This window comes from Shewanella khirikhana, assembly GCF_003957745.1.
GTDB classification, from domain to species: domain Bacteria; phylum Pseudomonadota; class Gammaproteobacteria; order Enterobacterales; family Shewanellaceae; genus Shewanella; species Shewanella khirikhana.
In genome coordinates, this window is sequence record NZ_CP020373.1 from 508,009 (window position 1) to 528,044 (window position 20,036).

The 20,036-nt window shown below is 53.2% G+C and carries 16 protein-coding genes; 10 read left to right on the forward strand and 6 right to left on the reverse strand.

The annotated features are described in order from the left end of the window. Window positions 1-177: 177 nt before the first annotated feature. The 4 genes from pgi to STH12_RS02190 all read right to left on the reverse strand — a co-directional run bounded on the left by pgi (window position 178) and on the right by STH12_RS02190 (window position 6,687). On the reverse strand, window positions 178-1,815 hold the full coding sequence (gene pgi, locus STH12_RS02175) for a glucose-6-phosphate isomerase (protein WP_126166043.1): 1,638 nt from the start codon (window positions 1,813-1,815) through the stop codon (window positions 178-180). 19 nt (window positions 1,816-1,834) lie between these two features. Continuing rightward, the gene (gene tal / locus STH12_RS02180) at window positions 1,835-2,788 is read right to left on the reverse strand and encodes a transaldolase (protein WP_126166044.1); all 954 of its coding nucleotides are present in this window, start codon (window positions 2,786-2,788) and stop codon (window positions 1,835-1,837) included. Window positions 2,789-2,998: 210 nt separating this feature from the next. Next, entirely contained in the window at window positions 2,999-4,102 is a 1,104-nt protein-coding gene (locus STH12_RS02185) for an OmpA family protein (RefSeq protein WP_126166045.1), read from the reverse strand. 218 nt (window positions 4,103-4,320) lie between these two features. Further along, window positions 4,321-6,687 carry a phosphoketolase family protein gene (locus STH12_RS02190; protein ID WP_126166046.1) on the reverse strand — a complete coding sequence of 789 codons (2,367 nt, stop codon included), beginning with the start codon at window positions 6,685-6,687 and terminating at the stop codon, window positions 4,321-4,323. Window positions 6,688-7,117: 430 nt separating this feature from the next. On the opposite strand from STH12_RS02190, the gene STH12_RS02195 reads away from it, so the two are divergent. Next, entirely contained in the window at window positions 7,118-8,560 is a 1,443-nt protein-coding gene (locus STH12_RS02195) for an alanine/glycine:cation symporter family protein (protein WP_126166047.1), read from the forward strand. Between the two features lie 98 nt (window positions 8,561-8,658). Then, window positions 8,659-9,432 (forward strand): peroxide stress protein YaaA, encoded by a 774-nt coding sequence (yaaA, locus tag STH12_RS02200; RefSeq protein WP_126166048.1) that lies wholly within the window; start codon window positions 8,659-8,661, stop codon window positions 9,430-9,432. Between the two features lie 97 nt (window positions 9,433-9,529). Here the strand turns inward: yaaA and STH12_RS02205 are convergent, their stop codons facing one another. Next, window positions 9,530-10,933: a M20/M25/M40 family metallo-hydrolase gene (locus STH12_RS02205; RefSeq protein WP_126166049.1), complete on the reverse strand. Its 1,404-nt coding sequence runs from the start codon at window positions 10,931-10,933 to the stop codon at window positions 9,530-9,532. Window positions 10,934-11,068: 135 nt separating this feature from the next. Here STH12_RS02205 and STH12_RS02210 point away from each other — a divergent pair, with 135 nt between their 5' ends. After that, window positions 11,069-11,365 carry an ArsR/SmtB family transcription factor gene (locus tag STH12_RS02210; RefSeq protein ID WP_126166050.1) on the forward strand — a complete coding sequence of 99 codons (297 nt, stop codon included), beginning with the start codon at window positions 11,069-11,071 and terminating at the stop codon, window positions 11,363-11,365. Between the two features lie 54 nt (window positions 11,366-11,419). Here STH12_RS02210 and rpsT read toward each other — a convergent pair whose 3' ends face one another. Next, window positions 11,420-11,686, reverse strand: a complete 267-nt coding sequence (gene rpsT, locus STH12_RS02215; RefSeq protein ID WP_126166051.1) for a 30S ribosomal protein S20 — start codon at window positions 11,684-11,686, stop codon at window positions 11,420-11,422. A 253-nt stretch (window positions 11,687-11,939) separates the two neighbouring features. On the opposite strand from rpsT, the gene murJ reads away from it, so the two are divergent. From murJ to pilV, 7 genes are all read left to right on the forward strand, one after another. After that, on the forward strand, window positions 11,940-13,505 hold the full coding sequence (gene murJ, locus STH12_RS02220; RefSeq protein WP_126166052.1) for a murein biosynthesis integral membrane protein MurJ: 1,566 nt from the start codon (window positions 11,940-11,942) through the stop codon (window positions 13,503-13,505). Window positions 13,506-13,563: 58 nt separating this feature from the next. Beyond that, window positions 13,564-14,499, forward strand: coding sequence for a bifunctional riboflavin kinase/FAD synthetase (ribF, locus tag STH12_RS02225; RefSeq protein ID WP_126166053.1), 936 nt, complete (start codon window positions 13,564-13,566; stop codon window positions 14,497-14,499). Window positions 14,500-14,543: 44 nt separating this feature from the next. Next, the gene (ileS, locus tag STH12_RS02230; protein WP_126166054.1) at window positions 14,544-17,366 is read left to right on the forward strand and encodes an isoleucine--tRNA ligase; all 2,823 of its coding nucleotides are present in this window, start codon (window positions 14,544-14,546) and stop codon (window positions 17,364-17,366) included. An 8-nt stretch (window positions 17,367-17,374) separates the two neighbouring features. After that, entirely contained in the window at window positions 17,375-17,881 is a 507-nt protein-coding gene (gene lspA, locus STH12_RS02235; protein ID WP_011759041.1) for a signal peptidase II, read from the forward strand. Between the two features lie 3 nt (window positions 17,882-17,884). Further along, window positions 17,885-18,304, forward strand: coding sequence for an FKBP-type peptidyl-prolyl cis-trans isomerase (gene fkpB / locus STH12_RS02240; protein WP_126166055.1), 420 nt, complete (start codon window positions 17,885-17,887; stop codon window positions 18,302-18,304). A gap of 11 nt (window positions 18,305-18,315) precedes the next feature. Then, entirely contained in the window at window positions 18,316-19,245 is a 930-nt protein-coding gene (gene ispH / locus STH12_RS02245; protein ID WP_126169390.1) for a 4-hydroxy-3-methylbut-2-enyl diphosphate reductase, read from the forward strand. A 229-nt stretch (window positions 19,246-19,474) separates the two neighbouring features. Continuing rightward, on the forward strand, window positions 19,475-20,029 hold the full coding sequence (pilV, locus tag STH12_RS02250) for a type IV pilus modification protein PilV (protein WP_126166056.1): 555 nt from the start codon (window positions 19,475-19,477) through the stop codon (window positions 20,027-20,029). Window positions 20,030-20,036: the final 7 nt, after the last annotated feature.

Sequence of the window (20,036 nt, forward strand, 5' to 3'; positions counted from 1 at the left end):
TCTCAGCAACTAAATACCACACATCGCAAATAGGGTGCAAGAAGAATGTTTCAGGTGTGTTAAGGAGGTATGACGTTTGGGTGAATTCGTACGGTTTGAGACTAATCAATTGATATCGCTTGATAAATAAAAAGCCGGCTAGGCCGGCTTTTTAGGTTCTGTATACAGAAGAAGGACTTAGATATGTCCTTGGCGGAACAGGTTGATCAGGGCGTTACTGGATGAATCCAGTTCGGTGGCTGCCTTGTCGGCGCCGAGTCTGGCCAGCACGTCATTGCCCAGCGTCTTGCCAAGTTCCACGCCCCATTGGTCGAAGGAGTTGATGTCCCAAATAACGCCTTGCACAAAGGTTCTGTGCTCATAAAGCGCAATCAGGGCGCCCAGTGTTGCCGGTGTCAGTTTATCCATCAGCAGGGTGTTGCTGGGCTTGTTGCCGTCCATCACCTTGTGGCGGGCAATAAGGGTTTTCTCTTCTTCAGCAAGCTTGCTGGAGGCGAGTTCCGCCAAGGCTTCTTCGAAGGTACGGCCCTGCATCAGTGCCTGGGTCTGGCCAAAGCAGTTGGACGCCAGCTGGGCGTGGTGTTCACCCAGCGGATTATGGCTTTGCAGCGGCATAATAAAATCGGCCGGGATCAGAGCTGTGCCCTGGTGCAGCAACTGGTGATAAGCGTGCTGGCCGTTGGTGCCTTCGCCGCCCCAGATCACGGGGCCGGTGCTGAAGTCGACCGTTTCGCCTTCTAGCATGACGGACTTGCCGTTACTTTCCATGTCAAGCTGCTGGAAATATGCCGGCAGGCCGCGCAGGTAGTGATCGTAGGTCAGTACCACGTGGGATTGGGCATTGAAGAAGTTGCCATACCAAACAGACAGCATCCCCATGATAACCGGCATATTTTCAGCCAGTGGTGCAGAGGTGAAATGCTCATCCATCTCGCGGGCACCGGCCAGCAGGGCGCGGTAATTGTCCATGCCAACCATCAGCGCAATCGGCAAACCGATGGCAGACCAGAGTGAGTAACGACCGCCGACCCAGTCCCACATCGGGAAGATATTGGCTTCATCGATACCAAATTCGGTTGCCTTGGCCACGTTGGAGGTGACTGCGGCAAAGTGCTTGGCTACATCCGCCTGAGTTGCACCGCTTTGCAGGAACCAGTCGCGGGCGCTCAGGGTGTTGGTCAGGGTTTCCTGGGTACCAAATGATTTGGACGACATCAGAAACAGGGTGGTTTCCGGGTCAACCAGCTTGAGCTTCTCAACCAGCGAGGTGGCATCGACGTTGGCCACAAAATGGCAGTTCAGCTTACCGGTCCAGTATGGACGCAGCGCCTGAGTCGCGATTTTAGGACCGAGGAAGGAGCCGCCGATACCTATGCTGACGATATCAGTGATGGCTTTGCCGGTGTAACCGCGCCACTCGCCAGAGGTAATAGAAGCAACGAAGGATTCGATTTTATCCAGGGTTGCATGAACTTCAGGCACCACATTAACGCCATCCACTTCCACCACAGCGCCCTTGGGGGCACGCAGCGCAGTGTGCAATACGGCGCGCTTTTCAGTGGTGTTAATAATGTCACCGGCGAACATGGCCTTAATTCGCGCTGGCAGTTGAGCCTGCTGCGCCAGACCAAACAGGGCACTGAGCACGGCTTCATTCACACGGTTTTTGGAGTAATCCAAAAACAGGCCACAGGCTTTCAGTGACATTTTGTTGAAACGTGCGCTGTCAGTCGCAAAAAGTTCACGCATATGGGGCAGATTGTTGGAATATTCCTTCAGTTTCTGCCACTCAGGAGTGTTGGTAACTCGACTCATTCGTTGCTTCCCCGCGTTATCAGGCCAGTTTGGCCTTGAGCATTTCTTCCAGTTTGCCTTGATCGACTGCGAAATTACGGATCCCTTCGGCCAGTTTTTCAACGGCCATGGCGTCCTGGTTCATCTCCCAACGGAACTCGGCTTCGCTCATCACAGGACCTGGGGCGATGGTTTCGGTTGCTGGGGTCAGCTTACGCACCACGGGGGTGTTGCTGGTGGCCATTTCTTCGAGCAGCGATGGACCTATGGTCAAACGATCACAACCCGCCAACTCAATGATTTCGCCTGTATTGCGGAAGCTTGCGCCCATCACCACAGTCTTGTAGCCGTGACGCTTGTAGTAGTTGTAGATGTCAGTAACTGACACTACGCCTGGGTCTTCGCTGGCGCTGTAATCTTTGCCGGTAGACTTCTTGTACCAGTCGAGAATGCGGCCTACGAAAGGTGAAATCAGGAATACCCCGGCTTCAGCACAGGCGCGGGCCTGGGCAAAGCTAAACAGCAGCGTGAGGTTACAGTTGATGCCTTCCGCTTCCAGTTCTTTGGCGGCGCAGATGCCTTCCCAGGTAGAAGCCAGTTTGATCAGAATGCGGCTCTTGTCGATACCGGCTTCCTGATACAGGCGGATAAGCTTATGGGCCTTGGCGATGGAACCGGCTTTATCGAAAGACAGGCGGGCATCCACTTCGGTGGAGATGCGGCCAGGCACCAGTTTAAGGATTTCCAGGCCGATGTTTACGGCCAGTTTGTCGGCGGCGTCTTCAATCTGGGTTTCCAGGTTGTCGCTTTGGGTCTTGGCCCAGGCGATGGCGTTGTCGATAAGACCTGCATATTCTGGAATTTGCGCCGCTTTCAAAATCAGCGATGGGTTGGTGGTGGCATCTTCAGGCTGCGATCGCTTGATTGCCTCGATATCGCCGGTATCGGCCACAATGGTGGTAAAGGATTTGAGTTGCTCTAAGGTATTGGCCATGGATCTTGTCCTTTTCGAAAAGCCGCCGGAGCGCCGGAGTTCTAGACACAATATTAGAAGCGATTTTGCACTTTTTTCCAACCGCGCTATGAAAAAAAATTACAAAAACGACTTAAAGTTCCCAAAAGCGGCGGCCTTGGGTTGGTATCGCTGTTGCGGTAATGAAAAAAGCCACTGCAGGGCAGTGGCTTTTTAAGGCTTACTCAAGGATTACTTGAGTACAGGTACCTTCTCAGAACCAGTTACAACAGCTTCTACGCGGCGGTTGGCTGCGTGAGCTTCGGCAGTGTTGCCTTCCATAACTGGACGGGTGATACCGTAACCCTTGGCAGTTACGCGGTCAGCGCTGATGCCATACTTTTCAACCAGCAGTTTGGCAGCGGCGTTGGCGCGCTTCTCAGACAGCTTCATGTTGTAGTCTGGGTTACCTACGTTAGAGGCGTGGCCACCGATCTCTACGGTAGAACCTGGGTGCTGGTTCATGTAGCCAGCCAGCTTCTCAACTGAATCGTAAGAAGAAGAGTGGATTACAGAAGAGTTGTTGGCAAAGCGCAGTGAGCCCAGAGTGTGGGTAGTCACGTCGTCGGTGTACATGGTGCAGCCATAGCTGTCTACTTTGTGAGTAGAAGGCGTGGCAGGGCACTTGTCCAGATCGTCGTTTACGCCATCGTTGTCAGAGTCAACTGGTACAACAACAGGAGCGACAACCACAGGTGCAGCCTTGCTGCCGAAACGGTAGCTCAGCTCCAGACCCCAGTAGTTGCTTTCCATTTCCAGGGTGTTCCACTTTTCTTCGTCGAGGTTTTCATAACGACGATACTTGGCAGAAAGCTTCAGGTTGTCGGTGAAGTTATAGCCGATACCAGCACCAACAAACGGTGCAATACCGCTGTCGCTGTAGTATTCAGAACCCCACTGCTTGTTGTTATAGATCAGGTAGTTCATGGCACCGGCTTCAGCAGAGAGGCTCCACTTGTTAGCGAAAGGCCAGAAGGCAACCAGACCCAGGGTGGTACCCTTGGCGCCCACGTCGTTCAGGGCGTTAGAATAGTCGGTCCACTCGGCGCGGCCCAGGTCACGGTAACCCAGCTCTACACCGAAGTAGTCATTGAACAGATAACCTGCGAATACGTCCCATGCATAAGGGCTGTCTTCGCCACAAGTCATCATAGTCTTTTGGTCGCAGTTAGGCTCGTAGTTGTTAACGCCTACGCCGCCACCCACGTACCAAGGGCTCATGCCTTCATCAGATGCCATTACACCGAATGGCAGTACAGATGCGAGCAGTGCAACTTTCAATGAGTTTTTCATCATATTTCTCCAAGTCCATTGTTTAATGATGTCCACCATAATGCTCAAAAAGCATAGCTTGCACTTAGCGTGGTGATCCCTTTCTTTTCTAGCAAGCCGCACATATTATCTATTCTAAATATCTGAATTTCTACAGTACATCATTCTTTTAGTGGAAAAAAACGAAAGGCACTCCATTTGAGTGCCTTCCAGATCACAGTTTTATAATCTTTTTAACTGTATTAGCGAGTCCATACCCAATTTTCAATATGAATCGGGTCTACCCCATTGGCTTTAATATAGTTTTTGTGGTCAACCAAACGTTGCAGCATATCGGTGGTGATGGCCACGTGTTGGGTCTCATCAATCACACCTTGCTGGAACAATTTGTAAGCCATGTCGATCACCAGGTGGTAGCGGGAGGTACCGTTACGCACGCCCATGTCGAACGGGGTGGTGGTTGAACCTTCCTCTTCGTAGCCTTTGATGCGGAATCTGTGGCTGCCCTTGTAATCGAATACCAGCTTCTTGATGGTGTTTGGATAGCCGTGATAGTTGAACACCACGCCTTTATCTTTGGTAAAGACTTCATCCATCATCCAGGGCTTCTGCTGGAACTTGCGGCTGCCCAGACCATTGGAGTTAAGCTCGGACACACTCACAAAGCGCACTCGTACCCGTGGCAGCAATTCGCGGATAAGAACCAAAGAGGCCATACATTCCTGAGTCGCATAGTCACCGCAACCGGCCAGAACCACATCCGGATCTTCATCTGAGGCAAAGTCCCAAATCATCAGACCATCTTTGGCCTGGCGGCGGGCTTCATCCAGAGTCAGCCACTGAGGCAGCTCTTTCTTACCGGCTACAATAATGTTCAGCTTATCGCGGTCAGCGTAGGCACGTTCGGTGTACACCAGGGTGCTGTTGGCATCGGCTGGCAGGTACGCTGAGATAATCTCAGGGTGTTTTTCCAGCATGGCGCCGAGGAAGCTTGGGTTCTGGTGTGAGTAACCGTTGTGATCCTGACGCTCCAGCAGTGAAGACAGCACCACGTTGCAAGATGGCAGCGGCTTACGGAAATGCACGCCCTGGCTTGCGTAGACGTACTTACAGTATTGGTCAGCCATGGAGGACACAACCTGAGAGAAGGCCTCGTAGGTTGGGAACATACCGTGGCGGCCGGTCACTGTGTAACCGTGCATCATGCCAAACAGCAGGTTTTCTGACAGCAGCTCCAGTACGCGACCGTCACGAGCCATGTCCTGATCCCAGCTCTCAATAGGCCACTGCCAGGCGCGGTCGGTTTCTTCAAATACCGCTTGCAGCTGGTTGGAATAAGTTTCGTCCGGGCTGAAAATGCGCAGATTGCGCTGATCGCGGTTCAGCTTGAAGGCTTCACGCATCCACTCACCCATCTTGTTCATGGAGTAGCCGCGGTGGCCGCGTGGTACTTCAGGACCATAGGCAAGCTTGGTCAGATCCGGGTTGGACAGCGCACGAACCACTTCACCGCCGTAAGACAGACGCTGACGACCGATGGTCAGTTCTTTTGGTGGGATAAGGCTGGCGATTTCAGCATCGAATTCCAGTACGCCCTGGTCGTTGATTTTATACAGATCAGCAAAGCCGTAGCTTGCCAGCCAGTTGTCCAGTGCTTCCAGGTGTTTCTTGTCGCTGGCGCACTTGTTCACAATAACCTGGTGCGACTCACAGTTACCTTCGAGCTTCTTACCGTTGTCTTCTGACACTCCGGTCCAGCCTTTGGCGGTACGCATCAGGATCACAGGCCAGCGAGGCTTGCACACATCTTCACCGCTGCGGGCGCGGGTTTGGATGTCGTTAATCATGTCGTAGGCAAGGTCCATGGCGTTGGTCATCTGCACATAGACATCTTCGTCCTGCTGGTCATCCACAATAATTGGGTGGTAACCCAGACCACGGAACTCAAGGTCCAGCTCTTCGTGACTCATGCGGCCCATGCGGGTAGGACCTGAGATCTTGTAACCGTTAATGTGCACGATAGGCAGCACGGCACCACAGGTTGCCGGGTTAATCAGACGGTTGGCATACCAGGACGCCGCCAGAGGACCGGTTTCTGCTTCACCGTCACCCACAAGCACGGTGGCAATCAGATCTGGGTTATCCAATACAGCGCCAAAACCGACAGACAGGGAGTAACCCAGCTCACCACCTTCAAGGATTTGACCTGGAGCTTCAGGGTTGGCATGTGAAGGATAACCATATGCGGCTGAAAATTTCTTACAGATATCTTCGATGCCGGTTTCGTTATAAGGGATGGTTTCTGGATAGAAGTGGCTCAGTGAGCCTTCGATGAAAAGGTTAGCCTGTACAGCTGGGAAACCATGGCCTGGGCCGACGAGATAAAGGAAAGGACGCTTGTGTTTTACGATGAGACGGTTGACGTTGGCATAGACGAAGTTGATGCCGGGACAGGTGCCCCAGTGGCCGAGGAGTCTGGGTTTGATGTCTCCATGGGCCAGTGGCCGCTTGTGCAACACATTCTGCTTGAGATAAATCTGCGACGTGGCCAGGAAGTTGGTGGCACGCACAAATTTCTTCAGTGCGCTAATCTCGTGCGGTTGAGTCATAATAAGCCTCTCGATGCTTAAAATGGTTAATTGGAAGTGTTTCTTGGGTGCTACTATATTTGTAATTTTTTTACAAAAATGTGCCCAACCTCCAATTTTCCAAAGTTAGATTCACTGACTTTCTCCCTTTAAATAGTCGTGATTCGATTGTTAATCGAGTTTTAACAGTATCTTATCTCTGTTTTTGTTGCGTGATGCGCATGTCGTATAAATGCGCAACTGTGAGCTTGATCACGCGGTTTTTTTGAAATACTGTGCTAATTTGCCGCGTCCGTTGGGCGCCTCATAGCTGTAACCGTGCTGAAACTTAGGCACGGAAAGGATAAAATGATATAAAAATTACAGCTAATCATGATCTTGCTTAGATCAGTCGCAACAGCAGCCCAAGAACGGATCTCCGGGCTGTTGCAGAAGGAAAGAAGTACTCATTATGTTAGAAACTATTGTCAATTTTCTGAATGCCCTGCTGTGGGGAAAACTGCTGGTCTACGGACTGGTAGGTGCAGGGCTCTACTTTACGGTTCGCCTCGCCTTTATTCAGCTGACCCATTTCAAGCACGGTATTAAAGTCATGACCATCAGCCGCCAGGGTGGCGACGATGGTTTGTCATCATTTCAGGTATTTTGTACCAGCATGGCGGCCCGGGTGGGTGCAGGTAATATGGCCGGTGTGGCGGTGGCCATCGGTATGGCTGGCCCCGGCGCTGTGTTCTGGATGTGGGCCATTGCGGTGCTCGGTATGGCCACGGCCATGATTGAGTCGACCCTGGCGCAAATCTACAAAGTAAAAGATGAAGACGGTCAGTTCCGCGGTGGTCCTGCTTATTATATGGAAAAGGGCTTGGGCCAGCGCTGGATGGGCGTGCTGTTCTCACTGTTCCTTATTCTTGCCTTTGGTTTGGTATTCAATGCCGTACAGGCCAACACCATCACAGGTGCCATGGAGCGGGTATTCGGCTTTGACCCTATGTATGTGGGCATTGCCATTGTGATAGCCAGTGGCTTTGTGATCATGGGCGGCCTGCGCAAGGTGGCCAAGGTTTCTGAAATCGTGGTGCCTTTTATGGCGCTGGCCTACCTGCTGATTGCTTCAGTGGTGGTGTTCTTCAACCTTGAAAAGCTGCCGGATGTGTTCATGCTGATCATCAAGAGCGCCTTTGGCTGGCAGGAAGCGGTTGCCGGTGGTGTGGCTTACAGTGTGGCTCAGGCCATGCAGGCCGGTATCGCCCGCGGTCTTTTCTCCAACGAAGCCGGTATGGGTAGCGCCGCCAACGTGGCCGCCAGTGCATCACCTAACCCAAATCACCCAGCGTCGCAGGGGTTTGTGCAGATGATGGGCGTGTTTGTGGACACCCTGGTGATCTGTACTGCCACCGCGGCCATTATTTTGCTGGCCGGTGATATGGGCGGCGAAAGCGATGGCATTAAACTGACCATCGATGCCTTAACCAGCCATGTAGGTGACTGGGGCGGCGCCTTTATCGCGTTTGCGATTTTGCTGTTCTGCTTTACCTCTATCATCGCCAACTATTCTTACGCCGAAACCAATGTGATGTTCCTGTCCGGCAACCGTAAAAACGCGCTGCCTGTTTTCCGCCTGGCGGTGCTTGGTATGGTGATGTTCGGTGCCATGGCCAAGATTGGTCTGGTGTGGGATCTGGCCGACGTGTCCATGGGCTTGATGGCGATTGTGAATATCGTCGCGCTGGTACTGCTTTCCGGTTTGGCTATTCGGGTGATCAACGATTACCGTGACCAGCTGAAAAACGGTGATATGCCGGTATTCGACCGCAGTAAGTTCCCTGAGCTTGATGGCCAGGTTGAAACCGACATCTGGCCACGCGAGGACCGCGCTGAGACAAGCGAAAGCTGAGTCGATTAGCTTAATCTGAAAAAACCACGCTGCTCCAGCGTGGTTTTTTTATGTCGCTTGGGTATCATAACCGCAGACAAGAGGAGACTGAGATACCTATGCTGGTTGTTATTTCCCCCGCCAAAACATTGGATTATGAAAATCCTGCCCCAACGGGCGAGTTCACTCTGCCGGAGTTGGCTGAGCACAGCCGTGAGCTTATCGACGTCTGCCGCGCCCTCACTCCTGCGGATATTGCCTCCCTGATGTCGGTCAGTGACAAAATTGCCGGACTCAATGCCGCGCGCTTCGCCAGCTGGTCCCCTGAATTTACGTTGGAAAATGCCAAGCAGGCGTTGTTTGCCTTTCGTGGCGACGTGTATACCGGCCTGGATGCCGACACCCTGAGCGCGGACGAGCTTGGTTATGCTCAGTCCCACCTGCGGATGTTATCAGGCCTTTATGGGCTGCTTAAGCCGCTGGATTTGATGCAGGCCTACCGGCTCGAGATGGGCACTGGCCTCGCCAATGGTCGTGGCAAGAACCTGTACGAGTTCTGGGGCTCCATTATTACCGACAAACTCAACGAAGCACTGGCGGCCCAGGGCGATGATATTCTGGTGAATCTCGCGTCCAATGAGTACTTTAAAGCGGTGTCTGCCAAAAATATTAAGGGCACTGTGGTCAGCCCGGTATTTAAAGATGCCAAGAATGGCCAGTACAAGATCATCAGTTTCTACGCCAAGAAGGCGAGGGGACTAATGACCCGCTTTATTCTGGCAACCCGGCCAACCAGCATTGAAGCGCTGCAGGACTTCAATTATGACGGTTACTACTACAGCCCCGAGCAGTCAAAACCGCTGCAGCCGGTGTTTTTGCGGGAAGAGCGCTAAAACAGCCGAAAGTGGGAATAGAGTTAAGTAATGGGGATTAGAGTTAAGTAATAAAAAACGCGGCCATCGGCCGCGTTTTTTTATGGGATAACAGGAGTTATTCCTTGGCAGGTAAGGGGCGCAACGCCACATCGCTGTTTGCCATCATCCAGGCGAACTGGGCATAGACAGCCACGTTTTGCGCCAACGCCTCTGGGTCAATCTTGTCCAGGGTATCGTTGGGGGTGTGGTGATAGTCGAAATAATCGCTGCCATCCTGTCTGAGTGACGCCACCGGTACCCCAAGGGCAGGCAGCATAGACACATCCGGGCCACCTGAGGCCTTGTTGTTGCCGGCCACGACACCAAGCGTTTCCGAGACAGCCATGGCAGCCACCATGCTCTGATGAGCGCTATCGGAAACCCGCCAGTCAATCTGATAGATACGTCCTGCGCCAAAATCAGACTCGGCTGCAATGTAATGCTTGGCAAGCTCAGCCTCATGGGCGCTGGCATAGGCCTTACCGCCCACCAGGCCCACTTCTTCCGCTGCGTAAAGCACCACCCGAATGGTGCGCGCAGGTTTTTGTGACAGGTCGAGAATATGCTTGGCTGCGGCTGTCACAATGGCAACACCGGCGCCGTCATCAATGGCGCCTGTGCCTTCATCCCAGGAGTCGAGGTGCGCGCCAATCAACACAATCTCTTCGGCTTTGCTGCTGCCGCTGACTTCGGCAATCACGTTGTAGGAGGTGGCTTCGCCGCGGCGCTCTGAACCCAACTCAAGTGATACCACGACGCTTGGGTCGCGCTTTAGCATGGCGTTTATTAAATCCGCATCGGGATTGGAGATGGCTGCGGCCGGAATGGGCTCAACTCCATCCTTGTAACGCATCATGCCGGTATGGGCCATGCGGTCGTGGTCGGTGCCGATGGATCGGATAATAATGGCCAGAGCGCCTTTTTCAGAGGCTGCCACAGCGCCGCGGCTGCGGCCACCGGCGGTTTTGCCATAACCTGCGCCGTCGCGGTGGCGCTCGGTTTTGGCATCAATAAAGGCAATTTTGCCTTTCATAGAGTCGGCTGGCGCCTGATTCAGCGCATCAAGCGAGTCAAATCGGACGACAGGGGCGCTGATGCCGCCCTCTGGCGTGGCGATACTGCCGCCCAGGGCGGTTACCACCATGGGCTGTGGGAAAGGGCTTTTAATGCTGGCTCTGGCGATACCGCGGTGCCAAACCGGCACAGTCACCGGCTCTTTATAGACCTTATCAAAGCCCAGGCCGGTGAGTTTGGCCATGGCCCAGTCAACGGCCACTTTATCCTGAGCACTGCCGGCCAGTCTGGGGCCCACTTCAACTGTCAGAGATTCCACAATATCAAAGCCAAGTGAAGAAGCCTGGGCTTTTTGGGCAAGCGTTTCAGCAACTTCATGATTTTTATCGGTTGTCGCTTGTGCTGAAGTACTCGTTGTGGCGGCCAGCAACAGTGCGCTGGCGAAAACGATGGGTAGGGTTTTCATGTGTTTCCTCGATTTTTATTACGTACATCCCATTTTTGAAAACAATCTAACAAAAAGTGTGGGCTGTGTCCCGACGCAGTCTGTAAGGCAACGCTATATTAGGCCCGGGGTTTGTATTAGGAGAATATGCTCGTAATGAATATAGAATTGATGCAGGAGCGAGCTGATCATGCGGTGGTGCTGCTAAAGGCACTGGCCAATGAACGTCGATTGTTTATCCTGTGCCATCTGCTGAACGAAGGCGAGATGTGTGTAGGTGAGATGAACAAGAAACTGGGACTGAGTCAGTCTGCGTTATCGCAGCACCTGGCCTGGCTTCGCAAAGACAATCTGGTTTCGACCCGCAAGGAAGCTCAGACGGTGTTCTACTCATTGAAGAGTGATGAGGTGAAGGAGATCATCAAGTTACTCAACAACATATATTGCCATTGAGCAGATATAAAAAAACCGGCCTGGGCCGGTTTTTTTACGTCTTACTGGCAGCGATTAAGCAGCCAGAGCCTTGATACGGGCGTTCAGACGAGCCTTATGACGGGCAGCCTTGTTCTTGTGGATCAGGCCTTTGGTCGCCATACGGTCAACGATAGGCTGGGCTACGGCGAAGGCTTCGGTAGCAGCTTTGTGATCGCCAGCCTTGATGGCAGCGATAACTTTCTTCACGTAGGTACGCAGCATTGAGCGACGGCTGGCGTTGTGCTGACGACGCTTTTCAGATTGAAGCGCGCGCTTCTTTGCAGTCTTGCTGTTAGCCAAGGTGCAACTCCTAAAAACTTGGGATTGATACTTTCAAAGGTCGAGGAATATGCCCGTATTTTGCCACCTTGTCAATGGCAATGGTTGAATATCGGCCATAAAAGCAAATTAATCCAACCCGACTTGGCTATCTTCAACCCAACTCGTGTAAAATGTGGCGCAATTCTACCAGCAAATACTGTCGTGTGACAGAGCCGGAAGCGTTTTTTTCCAAGATATCACCCGCATTTTCCGGTCCTTCCCAGGGGGCGTTTTGAGCAAGAAACTTCTGAAGTCAGGGATGATAGTCAGTGCCATGACCTTGATCTCCCGTGTGTTGGGTTTAGTTCGCGACATGGTAGTGGCCAATCTGATGGGGGCCGGAGCCAGTGCCGACGTATTTTTCTTTGCCAATAAAATTCCCAATTTTTTGCGCAGATTATTCGCCGAAGGCGCTTTTGCTCAGGCATTTGTGCCTGTTCTGACCGAATATCAGGAAAAGCGCAGCAGCGAAGAAACCCGTGAATTGCTCTCAAAAGTGGCCGGTACCCTTGGCGGCCTGGTTACCATAGTGACCCTTTTCGGGGTGATTGGCTCACCAATATTGGCTGCGCTGTTTGGTGGCGGTTGGTTTCTTGACTGGCTGGAAGGCGGTGAAAACGGCGCCAAGTTTGAACTTGCTGCGCTGATGCTGAAGATAACCTTTCCTTATTTATGGTTTATCACCTTTACCGCGCTGGCAGGCTCCATCCTCAACACCCGCGGCCGCTTTGCGGTGTCGGCCTTTACCCCGGTATTTTTGAATATCGCCATTATCGGCTTCGCCCTGTGGTTGTCGCCGCAGCTTGAGCAGCCGGAAATCGGTCTGGCCTGGGGCGTGTTTGCCGGCGGTCTTATTCAGTTTCTGTTCCAAATTCCCTTTTTGTACCGCGAGCGTGCCCTGGTTAAGCCCTCTTGGGGCTGGCATCACCCGGGGGTGACCAAAATCCGCACCCTGATGATCCCGGCACTGTTCGGGGTGTCGGTGTCGCAGATTAACCTGCTGTTTGACACCTTTATTGCCAGCTTCCTGATGACAGGCTCCATCAGTTGGCTCTATTACTCCGACCGTTTGCTTGAGTTCCCCCTGGGACTTTTTGGTATTGCTATTGCCACTGTGGTGTTGCCCGCGTTGTCGAAAAAGCATGTGAACGATGAAGGCGAAGGCTTTGCCAAAACCATGGACTGGGGGGTGAGGGCGATTTTGCTTCTGGGTATGCCCGCCATGCTGGGGCTGATTGTGCTGGCCAAACCCATGCTGATGGTGCTCTTTATGCGTGGCGCCTTTGATATCAGCGATGTGGAAATGGCGTCTTACAGTTTGATGGCTTATGGCGCTGGCCTGCTTAACTTCATGCTTATCAAAGTATTGGCGCCCGGTTATTACTCACGCCAGGATACCAAAACCCCTGTGCGTTACGGTATTGTCGCCATGGTCAGCAATATGGTGTTTAACATTATCTTTGCGGTGCCCTTTGGCTATGTGGGACTGGCGATTGCCACCTCCTTGTCGGCGCTGCTCAATGCTGCGCTGCTTTATCGGGGGCTGCATAAGGCCGGTGTATATAAAGTGGCGAAGTCGACGCTGGTGTTTTTTGCCAAGGTGGCCGTGTCTACCCTCGCTATGGGGGCGCTTCTGTGGTATCTGTTGCCCACACAGGCGGTGTGGCTCGAGTGGCATATTGGCGAGCGTGCCGGTGCCCTTGCCGGTTATATCGGTCTGGGGGCTTTAGTTTATGGGTTGTCGCTTATTCTGCTGGGGATTAAGCCCTGGCAGATGAAACGCGCCCGCAAGGGCTGATTCTCAGCGTCAGCTGAGATATAATCCGCCAATTTACGTACGCCAGTTGTCAGGTCACATGGAATTAATCCGCGGAATTCACAATATCTTGCCCGCCCATCGGGGATGTGTGCTAACCATCGGCAACTTTGACGGTGTCCATCGTGGGCACGCCAAAGTGATTGCCAGTTTGGTTGAGCGGGCCAAGCATTTTGGTCTGCCCGCGACCCTGATGACCTTCGAGCCCCAGCCGCAGGAGCTGTTCCGTGGTGATGATGCGCCGGCGCGCCTGAGTTTGCTGCGGGATAAGATAGTGCTGCTGGACGAGCTGGGAATTGACCGCCTGCTGTGCGTCAATTTCAATGCTAAGTTTGCCGCGATGGATCCTGAGCACTTTATTGAAGACCTGTTGGTGCGAAAGCTCGGGGTCAGGTATCTGGTGGTCGGTGACGATTTTTGCTTCGGTAAGAGCCGCGCCGGTAACTTTGAGATGCTGAAAAAAGCCGGCGAGCGTTTCGGTTTTGCCGTGGTCAATACCCACTCTTTTATGGTGGGCGACCTGAGGGTGAGTTCTACCGCGGTGCGTGAGCAGCTCGCCAAGGGCAATCTGGAGCAGGCAAGGCGCTTGCTCGGCCACCCTTTTACCCTATGTGGCCGGGTGGCCCACGGGCAAAAGATTGGCCGGACGATTGGCTTTCCCACCGCCAATATTGCGCTTAAGCGTAAGGTGGTACCGGTGCGCGGCGTGTTCGCCGTCAAGCTGTGGTGGGATGGCAGTGATATATATGAAGGGGTTGCCAATGTGGGGTTCAGGCCCACAGTCAATGGACAGGTGTGCCAGCTTGAGGTGCATCTGTTTGATTTTGAAGGCGACCTCTATGGCAAACGGGTAGAAGTGGAACTGGTGGCGAAAATCCGCGACGAGCAGCCCTTCCAATCCCTAGACGCCCTGAAAAAACAGATTTGGAACGATGCCGACAGAGCCCGGGCTCTGCTTGGTGACGATGCAGGTTAAGCAAAGAACGCTAAAACTATTTGGCAATTAACGGTATAGGATCGATGAGCGACTATAAATCTACTTTGAATTTGCCGGAAACTGAGTTTCCGATGCGTGGGAATCTGGCTAATCGCGAGCCCGCAATGCTTGAGCGCTGGAACAAGGACAAGCTGTATCAGCAGATCCGTGACAGCCGCATTGGTCGCAAGCCATTTATCCTGCACGATGGCCCTCCATACGCCAACGGCAGCATTCACATTGGTCACTCTGTAAACAAGATCCTCAAAGACATCATTATCAAGTCCAAGACCATGGCGGGCTTTGATGCCCCCTATGTGCCGGGTTGGGACTGCCACGGTCTGCCTATTGAGCTGAAAGTAGAGCAAAAAGTTGGTAAACCGGGTCAGAAGATCTCTGCCGCTGAATTCCGTGAAGAGTGCCGCAAGTATGCTGCTGCTCAGGTTGATGGTCAGCGCGAAGACTTCATCCGTCTGGGCGTGCTGGGTGACTGGGACAAGCCATACCTGACCATGGACTTTGCCACTGAAGCCAACATCGTGCGTTCTCTGGCCAAAGTTATCTCCAACGGCCACCTGCAAAAAGGTGTGAAGCCGGTGCACTGGTGTACCGACTGTGGCTCAGCACTGGCCGAAGCTGAAGTGGAGTACGAAGATAAGACATCTCCTGCCATCGACGTAGGTTTCAATGTGGTTGATAAGTCTGCGCTGCTGGCCAAATTTGGCGTAGCTCAGTACGACCAAGATATCGCCATGGTCATCTGGACCACCACCCCCTGGACCCTGCCTGCCAACCGCGCACTGGCCGTATCCGGCGACCTTGAATATGTGCTGGTATCTTTCACCAAAGACGAGGTTACCCGTGCCATTGTGGTGGCCGATGTGCTGCACGAAGACTGCGTGAAGCGTTTTGGCGCCGAGTCATTCGAAGTGCTGGGCCGCGTAAAAGGCAGCGAGCTTGAGCTGATGCGTTTTGCTCACCCCTTCCTCGACTTTGACGTGCCGGTGATTTTGGGTGACCACGTGACCACCGATGCCGGTACCGGCGTGGTGCACACCGCCCCTGGCCATGGCCAGGACGACTTCGTGGTAGGTCAGAAGTATGGTCTGGAAGTGGCCAACCCTGTGGGTGACAACGGCGTGTATAAGGCCGATACCCCTTTCTTTGCCGGTCAGCATGTATTTAAAGCCAACGACAACGTGGTTGCGCTTTTGAAAGAAAAAGGCGCGCTGCTGAACCATGTGGCTTACCGTCACAGCTATCCACATTGCTGGCGCCACAAAACGCCAATCATTTTCCGTGCAACCCCGCAGTGGTTTATCTCTATGGATAACCAGGGCCTGCGCAGCACTGCACTGGGCGAAATCAAAAACACCCAGTGGATCCCTGACTGGGGCCAGAGCCGCATCGAGACCATGGTAGCCAACCGTCCTGACTGGTGTATCTCCCGTCAGCGTACCTGGGGCGTGCCTATCACCTTGTTTGTTAACAAGGAAACCGAAGAGCTGCACCCAGATTCTGTCTCCTTGATGGAGCGCGTGGCGCACCGCATCGAGCAGCAGGGCATTCAGGCCTGGTGGGATCTGGACGCTGCCGAGCTGCTGGGTGATGAAGCCGACCAGTATCGCAAAGTGACCGATACGCTGGACGTCTGGTATGACTCAGGTTCTACCTTCGAAACCGTGGTAGCTGCCCGTCCTGAGTTCCAGGGCCATGGCGTGGATCTGTACCTGGAAGGCTCGGATCAGCACCGCGGCTGGTTTATGTCATCACTGATGCTGTCTACCGCCATGCATGCCAAGGCACCTTACAAGCAGGTGCTGACCCACGGCTTTACCGTGGACGGTAAGGGCCGCAAGATGTCCAAGTCTATCGGCAACGTGATTGCGCCTCAGGAAGTGACCAACAAGCTCGGCGCAGACATCCTGCGTTTGTGGGTAGCTGCTACCGATTACAGCGGTGAGATGAGCGTATCCGATGAAATCTTGAATCGCGCCGCCGACTCTTATCGCCGTATCCGTAACACAGGTCGTTTCCTGCTGGCGAACCTCAATGGTTTCGAGCCTGAAACCGACATGGTTGCCGTAGAGGACATGGTGGCGCTGGACCGCTGGATGGTGCGCCGTGCCGCCAAGGTGCAGAGCGAAATCATCGCCGCTTACGAGCAATACAATTTCCACATGGTGACCCATAAGCTGATGCAGTTCTGCTCGGTAGAACTTGGCAGTTTCTATCTGGACATCATCAAAGACCGTCAGTACACCGCCAAGCGTGAAAGCCATGCCCGTCGCAGCTGTCAATCGGCACTGTTCCACATCGCCGAAGCCATGGTGCGCTGGATTGCACCTGTGCTGAGCTTTACCGCCGATGAGATTTGGCAGCTGTTGCCTGGCAAGCGTGAAGCCTATGTGTTCACCCAGGAATGGTACGAAGGCCTGAAGCCGGTAACCCTGGAAAGCGATCTGGCCGATAGCCACTGGGAGTTGCTGCTCAGCGTTCGTAACGAAGTGAACAAAGAGCTTGAGCAGGCACGTCGCGACAAGGTGCTGGGTGGCTCACTGGAAGCAACCGTGACCCTGTTTGCTGATGCCGAACTGGCAGCCAAGGTGGCTGTGCTCGGTGACGAGCTGCGCTTTGTGCTGTTGACCTCGGATGCCAAGGTGCTGCCAATCGATGCTGCGCCTGAGTCAGCTGTTGCCACTGAGATTGCCGGTCTGAAGGTGCTGGTTGCCAAGACTGACGCGGCCAAGTGTGAGCGCTGCTGGCATCACCGTGAAGATGTGGGTTCAGTTGAAGCGCACCCAAGCCTGTGTGGCCGCTGTGTGACCAACATTGAGGGTGACGGCGAAGCCCGCGCCTTCGCATAAGGATGGCCATGCAATTGAATTGGAAAGAAAGTGGCCTGCGCTGGTATTGGGTAGTAGTGGTGGTGTTTTTGGCCGACCAGCTGTCCAAGCAGTGGGTACTGGCCAACTTTGACCTGTACGAGTCGGTCAAGCTGCTGCCGTTTTTTAACTTCACCTATGTGCGCAACTATGGCGCAGCTTTCAGCTTCCTGCATGATGCAGGGGGCTGGCAGCGCTGGCTGTTTACGGCGGTGGCCGTGGGCTTCAGTGTGCTGTTAACCATTTGGCTGCGTAAGCAGCCAGCCAATATGGTGCGGCTGAATTTGGCCTACACCCTGGTGATTGGCGGAGCGCTTGGTAATCTGATTGACCGTCTGCAACATGGCTTTGTGGTGGATTTCCTCGATTTCTATTGGAACACCGCCCATTACCCGGCGTTCAACATAGCCGATGCCGCCATCTTTATTGGTGCCGTGCTGATTATTATCGACAGCTTTAAAGCGTCCAGCTCGGATGACAAGGCCATCAAGGAGTAACACATGAGCCAAAAGTCGTTGCTGTGCCATATGAATATTCTCTTGTCTGACGGCTCTACCGCCGACAGTACCAAGGCGTCGGGTAAGCCTGCGCGCCTCAATATTGGTGATGGCAGCCTGAGCCCCGCATTTGAAGCTGAGCTTGGCGCACTGAAGGTCGGTGATTCACACAAGTTTACCCTGCAGCCACAGGATGCCTTTGGTGATGTGAATCCAGATGCGATTCATCATCTCGATCGCAGCCGCTTCCCTGCCGATATGCAGTTGGAAACCGGTGTGATAGTCAGTTTTGCAGGCCCCGGTGGCAGCGAAATTCCTGGTATTGTCCGTGATGTGGCCGGCGATTCTGTGACGGTCGATCTGAACCATCCACTGGCCGGTCAGGCTGTGACCTTCGAGCTGGAAGTGCTGGAGGAGCTCTGATGACTGGACAGATGAACATTCTGCTCGCCAATCCACGCGGCTTTTGTGCCGGGGTTGACCGTGCCATCAGCATCGTTGAGCGCGCCCTTGAGCTGTTTTCGCCACCTATATATGTGCGTCACGAAGTGGTGCACAACCGTTATGTGGTGCAAAACCTCAAAGACCGTGGTGCGATCTTTGTCGAAGAGTTGGATCAGGTGCCGGACAACAGCATAGTGATCTTCTCTGCCCACGGGGTGTCGCAGGCGGTGCGGGCCGAGGCCAAAAAGCGTGGCCTTAAGGTATTCGATGCCACTTGCCCGCTGGTGACCAAGGTGCACCTGCAGGTAACCCGTGCCAGCCGCAAAGGGGTTGAATGCATCCTGATTGGCCATGAAGGCCATCCGGAAGTTGAAGGCACTATGGGTCAGTACGATAACCCTGAGGGGGGCGTTTATCTGATTGAGTCGGTGGAAGACGTCGAAGCGCTTCAGGTGAAAGACCCGGATAACCTGTGCTTCGTTACCCAAACTACTCTGTCGGTTGATGATACTCTGGACATCATCGCGGCTCTGCAGGCGAAGTTTCCGTCCATTGAGGGACCACGCAAGGACGATATTTGCTACGCCACTCAAAATCGCCAGGATGCAGTGCGCAGTCTGGCGACTCAGGCCAAGCTATTTATCGTGGTGGGTTCGAAAAACAGCTCCAACTCCAACCGCCTGCGGGAGCTTGCCGAAAAGTCGGGTACCCAGGCCTATCTTGTCGATAGTGCGGCTGACGTGAAGGCCGAGTGGTTCGCTGGCGTGGATAAAGTGGCTGTTACTGCCGGTGCATCAGCGCCGGAAGTGCTGGTAAAGCAGGTTATCGATGCAATTACCCATCTGGCCCCCAGCGTGGTGACAGAGGTCGAAGGTCGCAAAGAAGACGTTGTTTTTGCGGTACCAGTCGAACTTAGGTGATTGTTTGAAAAGAAAATGTTAAAAAAGAGGCGCAAGCCTCTTTTTTTATTGGCGTAAAGTTCTAGGTATAATGGTTCATCTTTTTAGATGCTATTGTTACTGGCAGCAAACAATCGACTCAACTATGATTAACCTGTAGAATCAAATGTAGACTTAAGATTAAGATTTTAAAGGGTAATTTTCTGGTTTGGTCGTCAAAAAAATGTCGAATTCGGGAGATTTGACACCGATGAAAAAGTACAGGAATGGATTTTCCTTGATTGAAGTGATGGTCGCACTGGTCATACTGGTGATTGGCCTTATTGGCATATTCAATCTTCACACAGTCGCCAAACAGAGTAGCTTTGAATCTTTCCAGCAGACTCAGGCGGCGTATTTTGCGTCTGACATCATCAGCCGGATGAAGCTGAATAAGCCAGAGCTGGCTAATTATGCTGGTACCTACAATGGCAGCCTGGCTGACCCTGGTACATCTTGTGACGTTGCCGTTGGGGCCAATACTATTTGTACCAATACCGAAACCCGAGATTGGGATAAGTATCAGTGGGAGCAGCTTTTCAGTGGCTCATCTGAGGCCACCGGTGGTCGTGATATTGGTGGTTTGGATAAGCCAATCGCCTGCATCCGCGTTCAAAACACCGGCGATGTCACCGTCGTGATGACCTGGCGCGGGATCCGTGAGGTGAGCGATGGTGGTGATTCCGCCGCCGATAGCTTTGTGAAAGACTGTGGCACTAAAAATAACCGTCGCCGCGTGTTTGTCATTAATACCGTGATTATCTAGGAAGCCA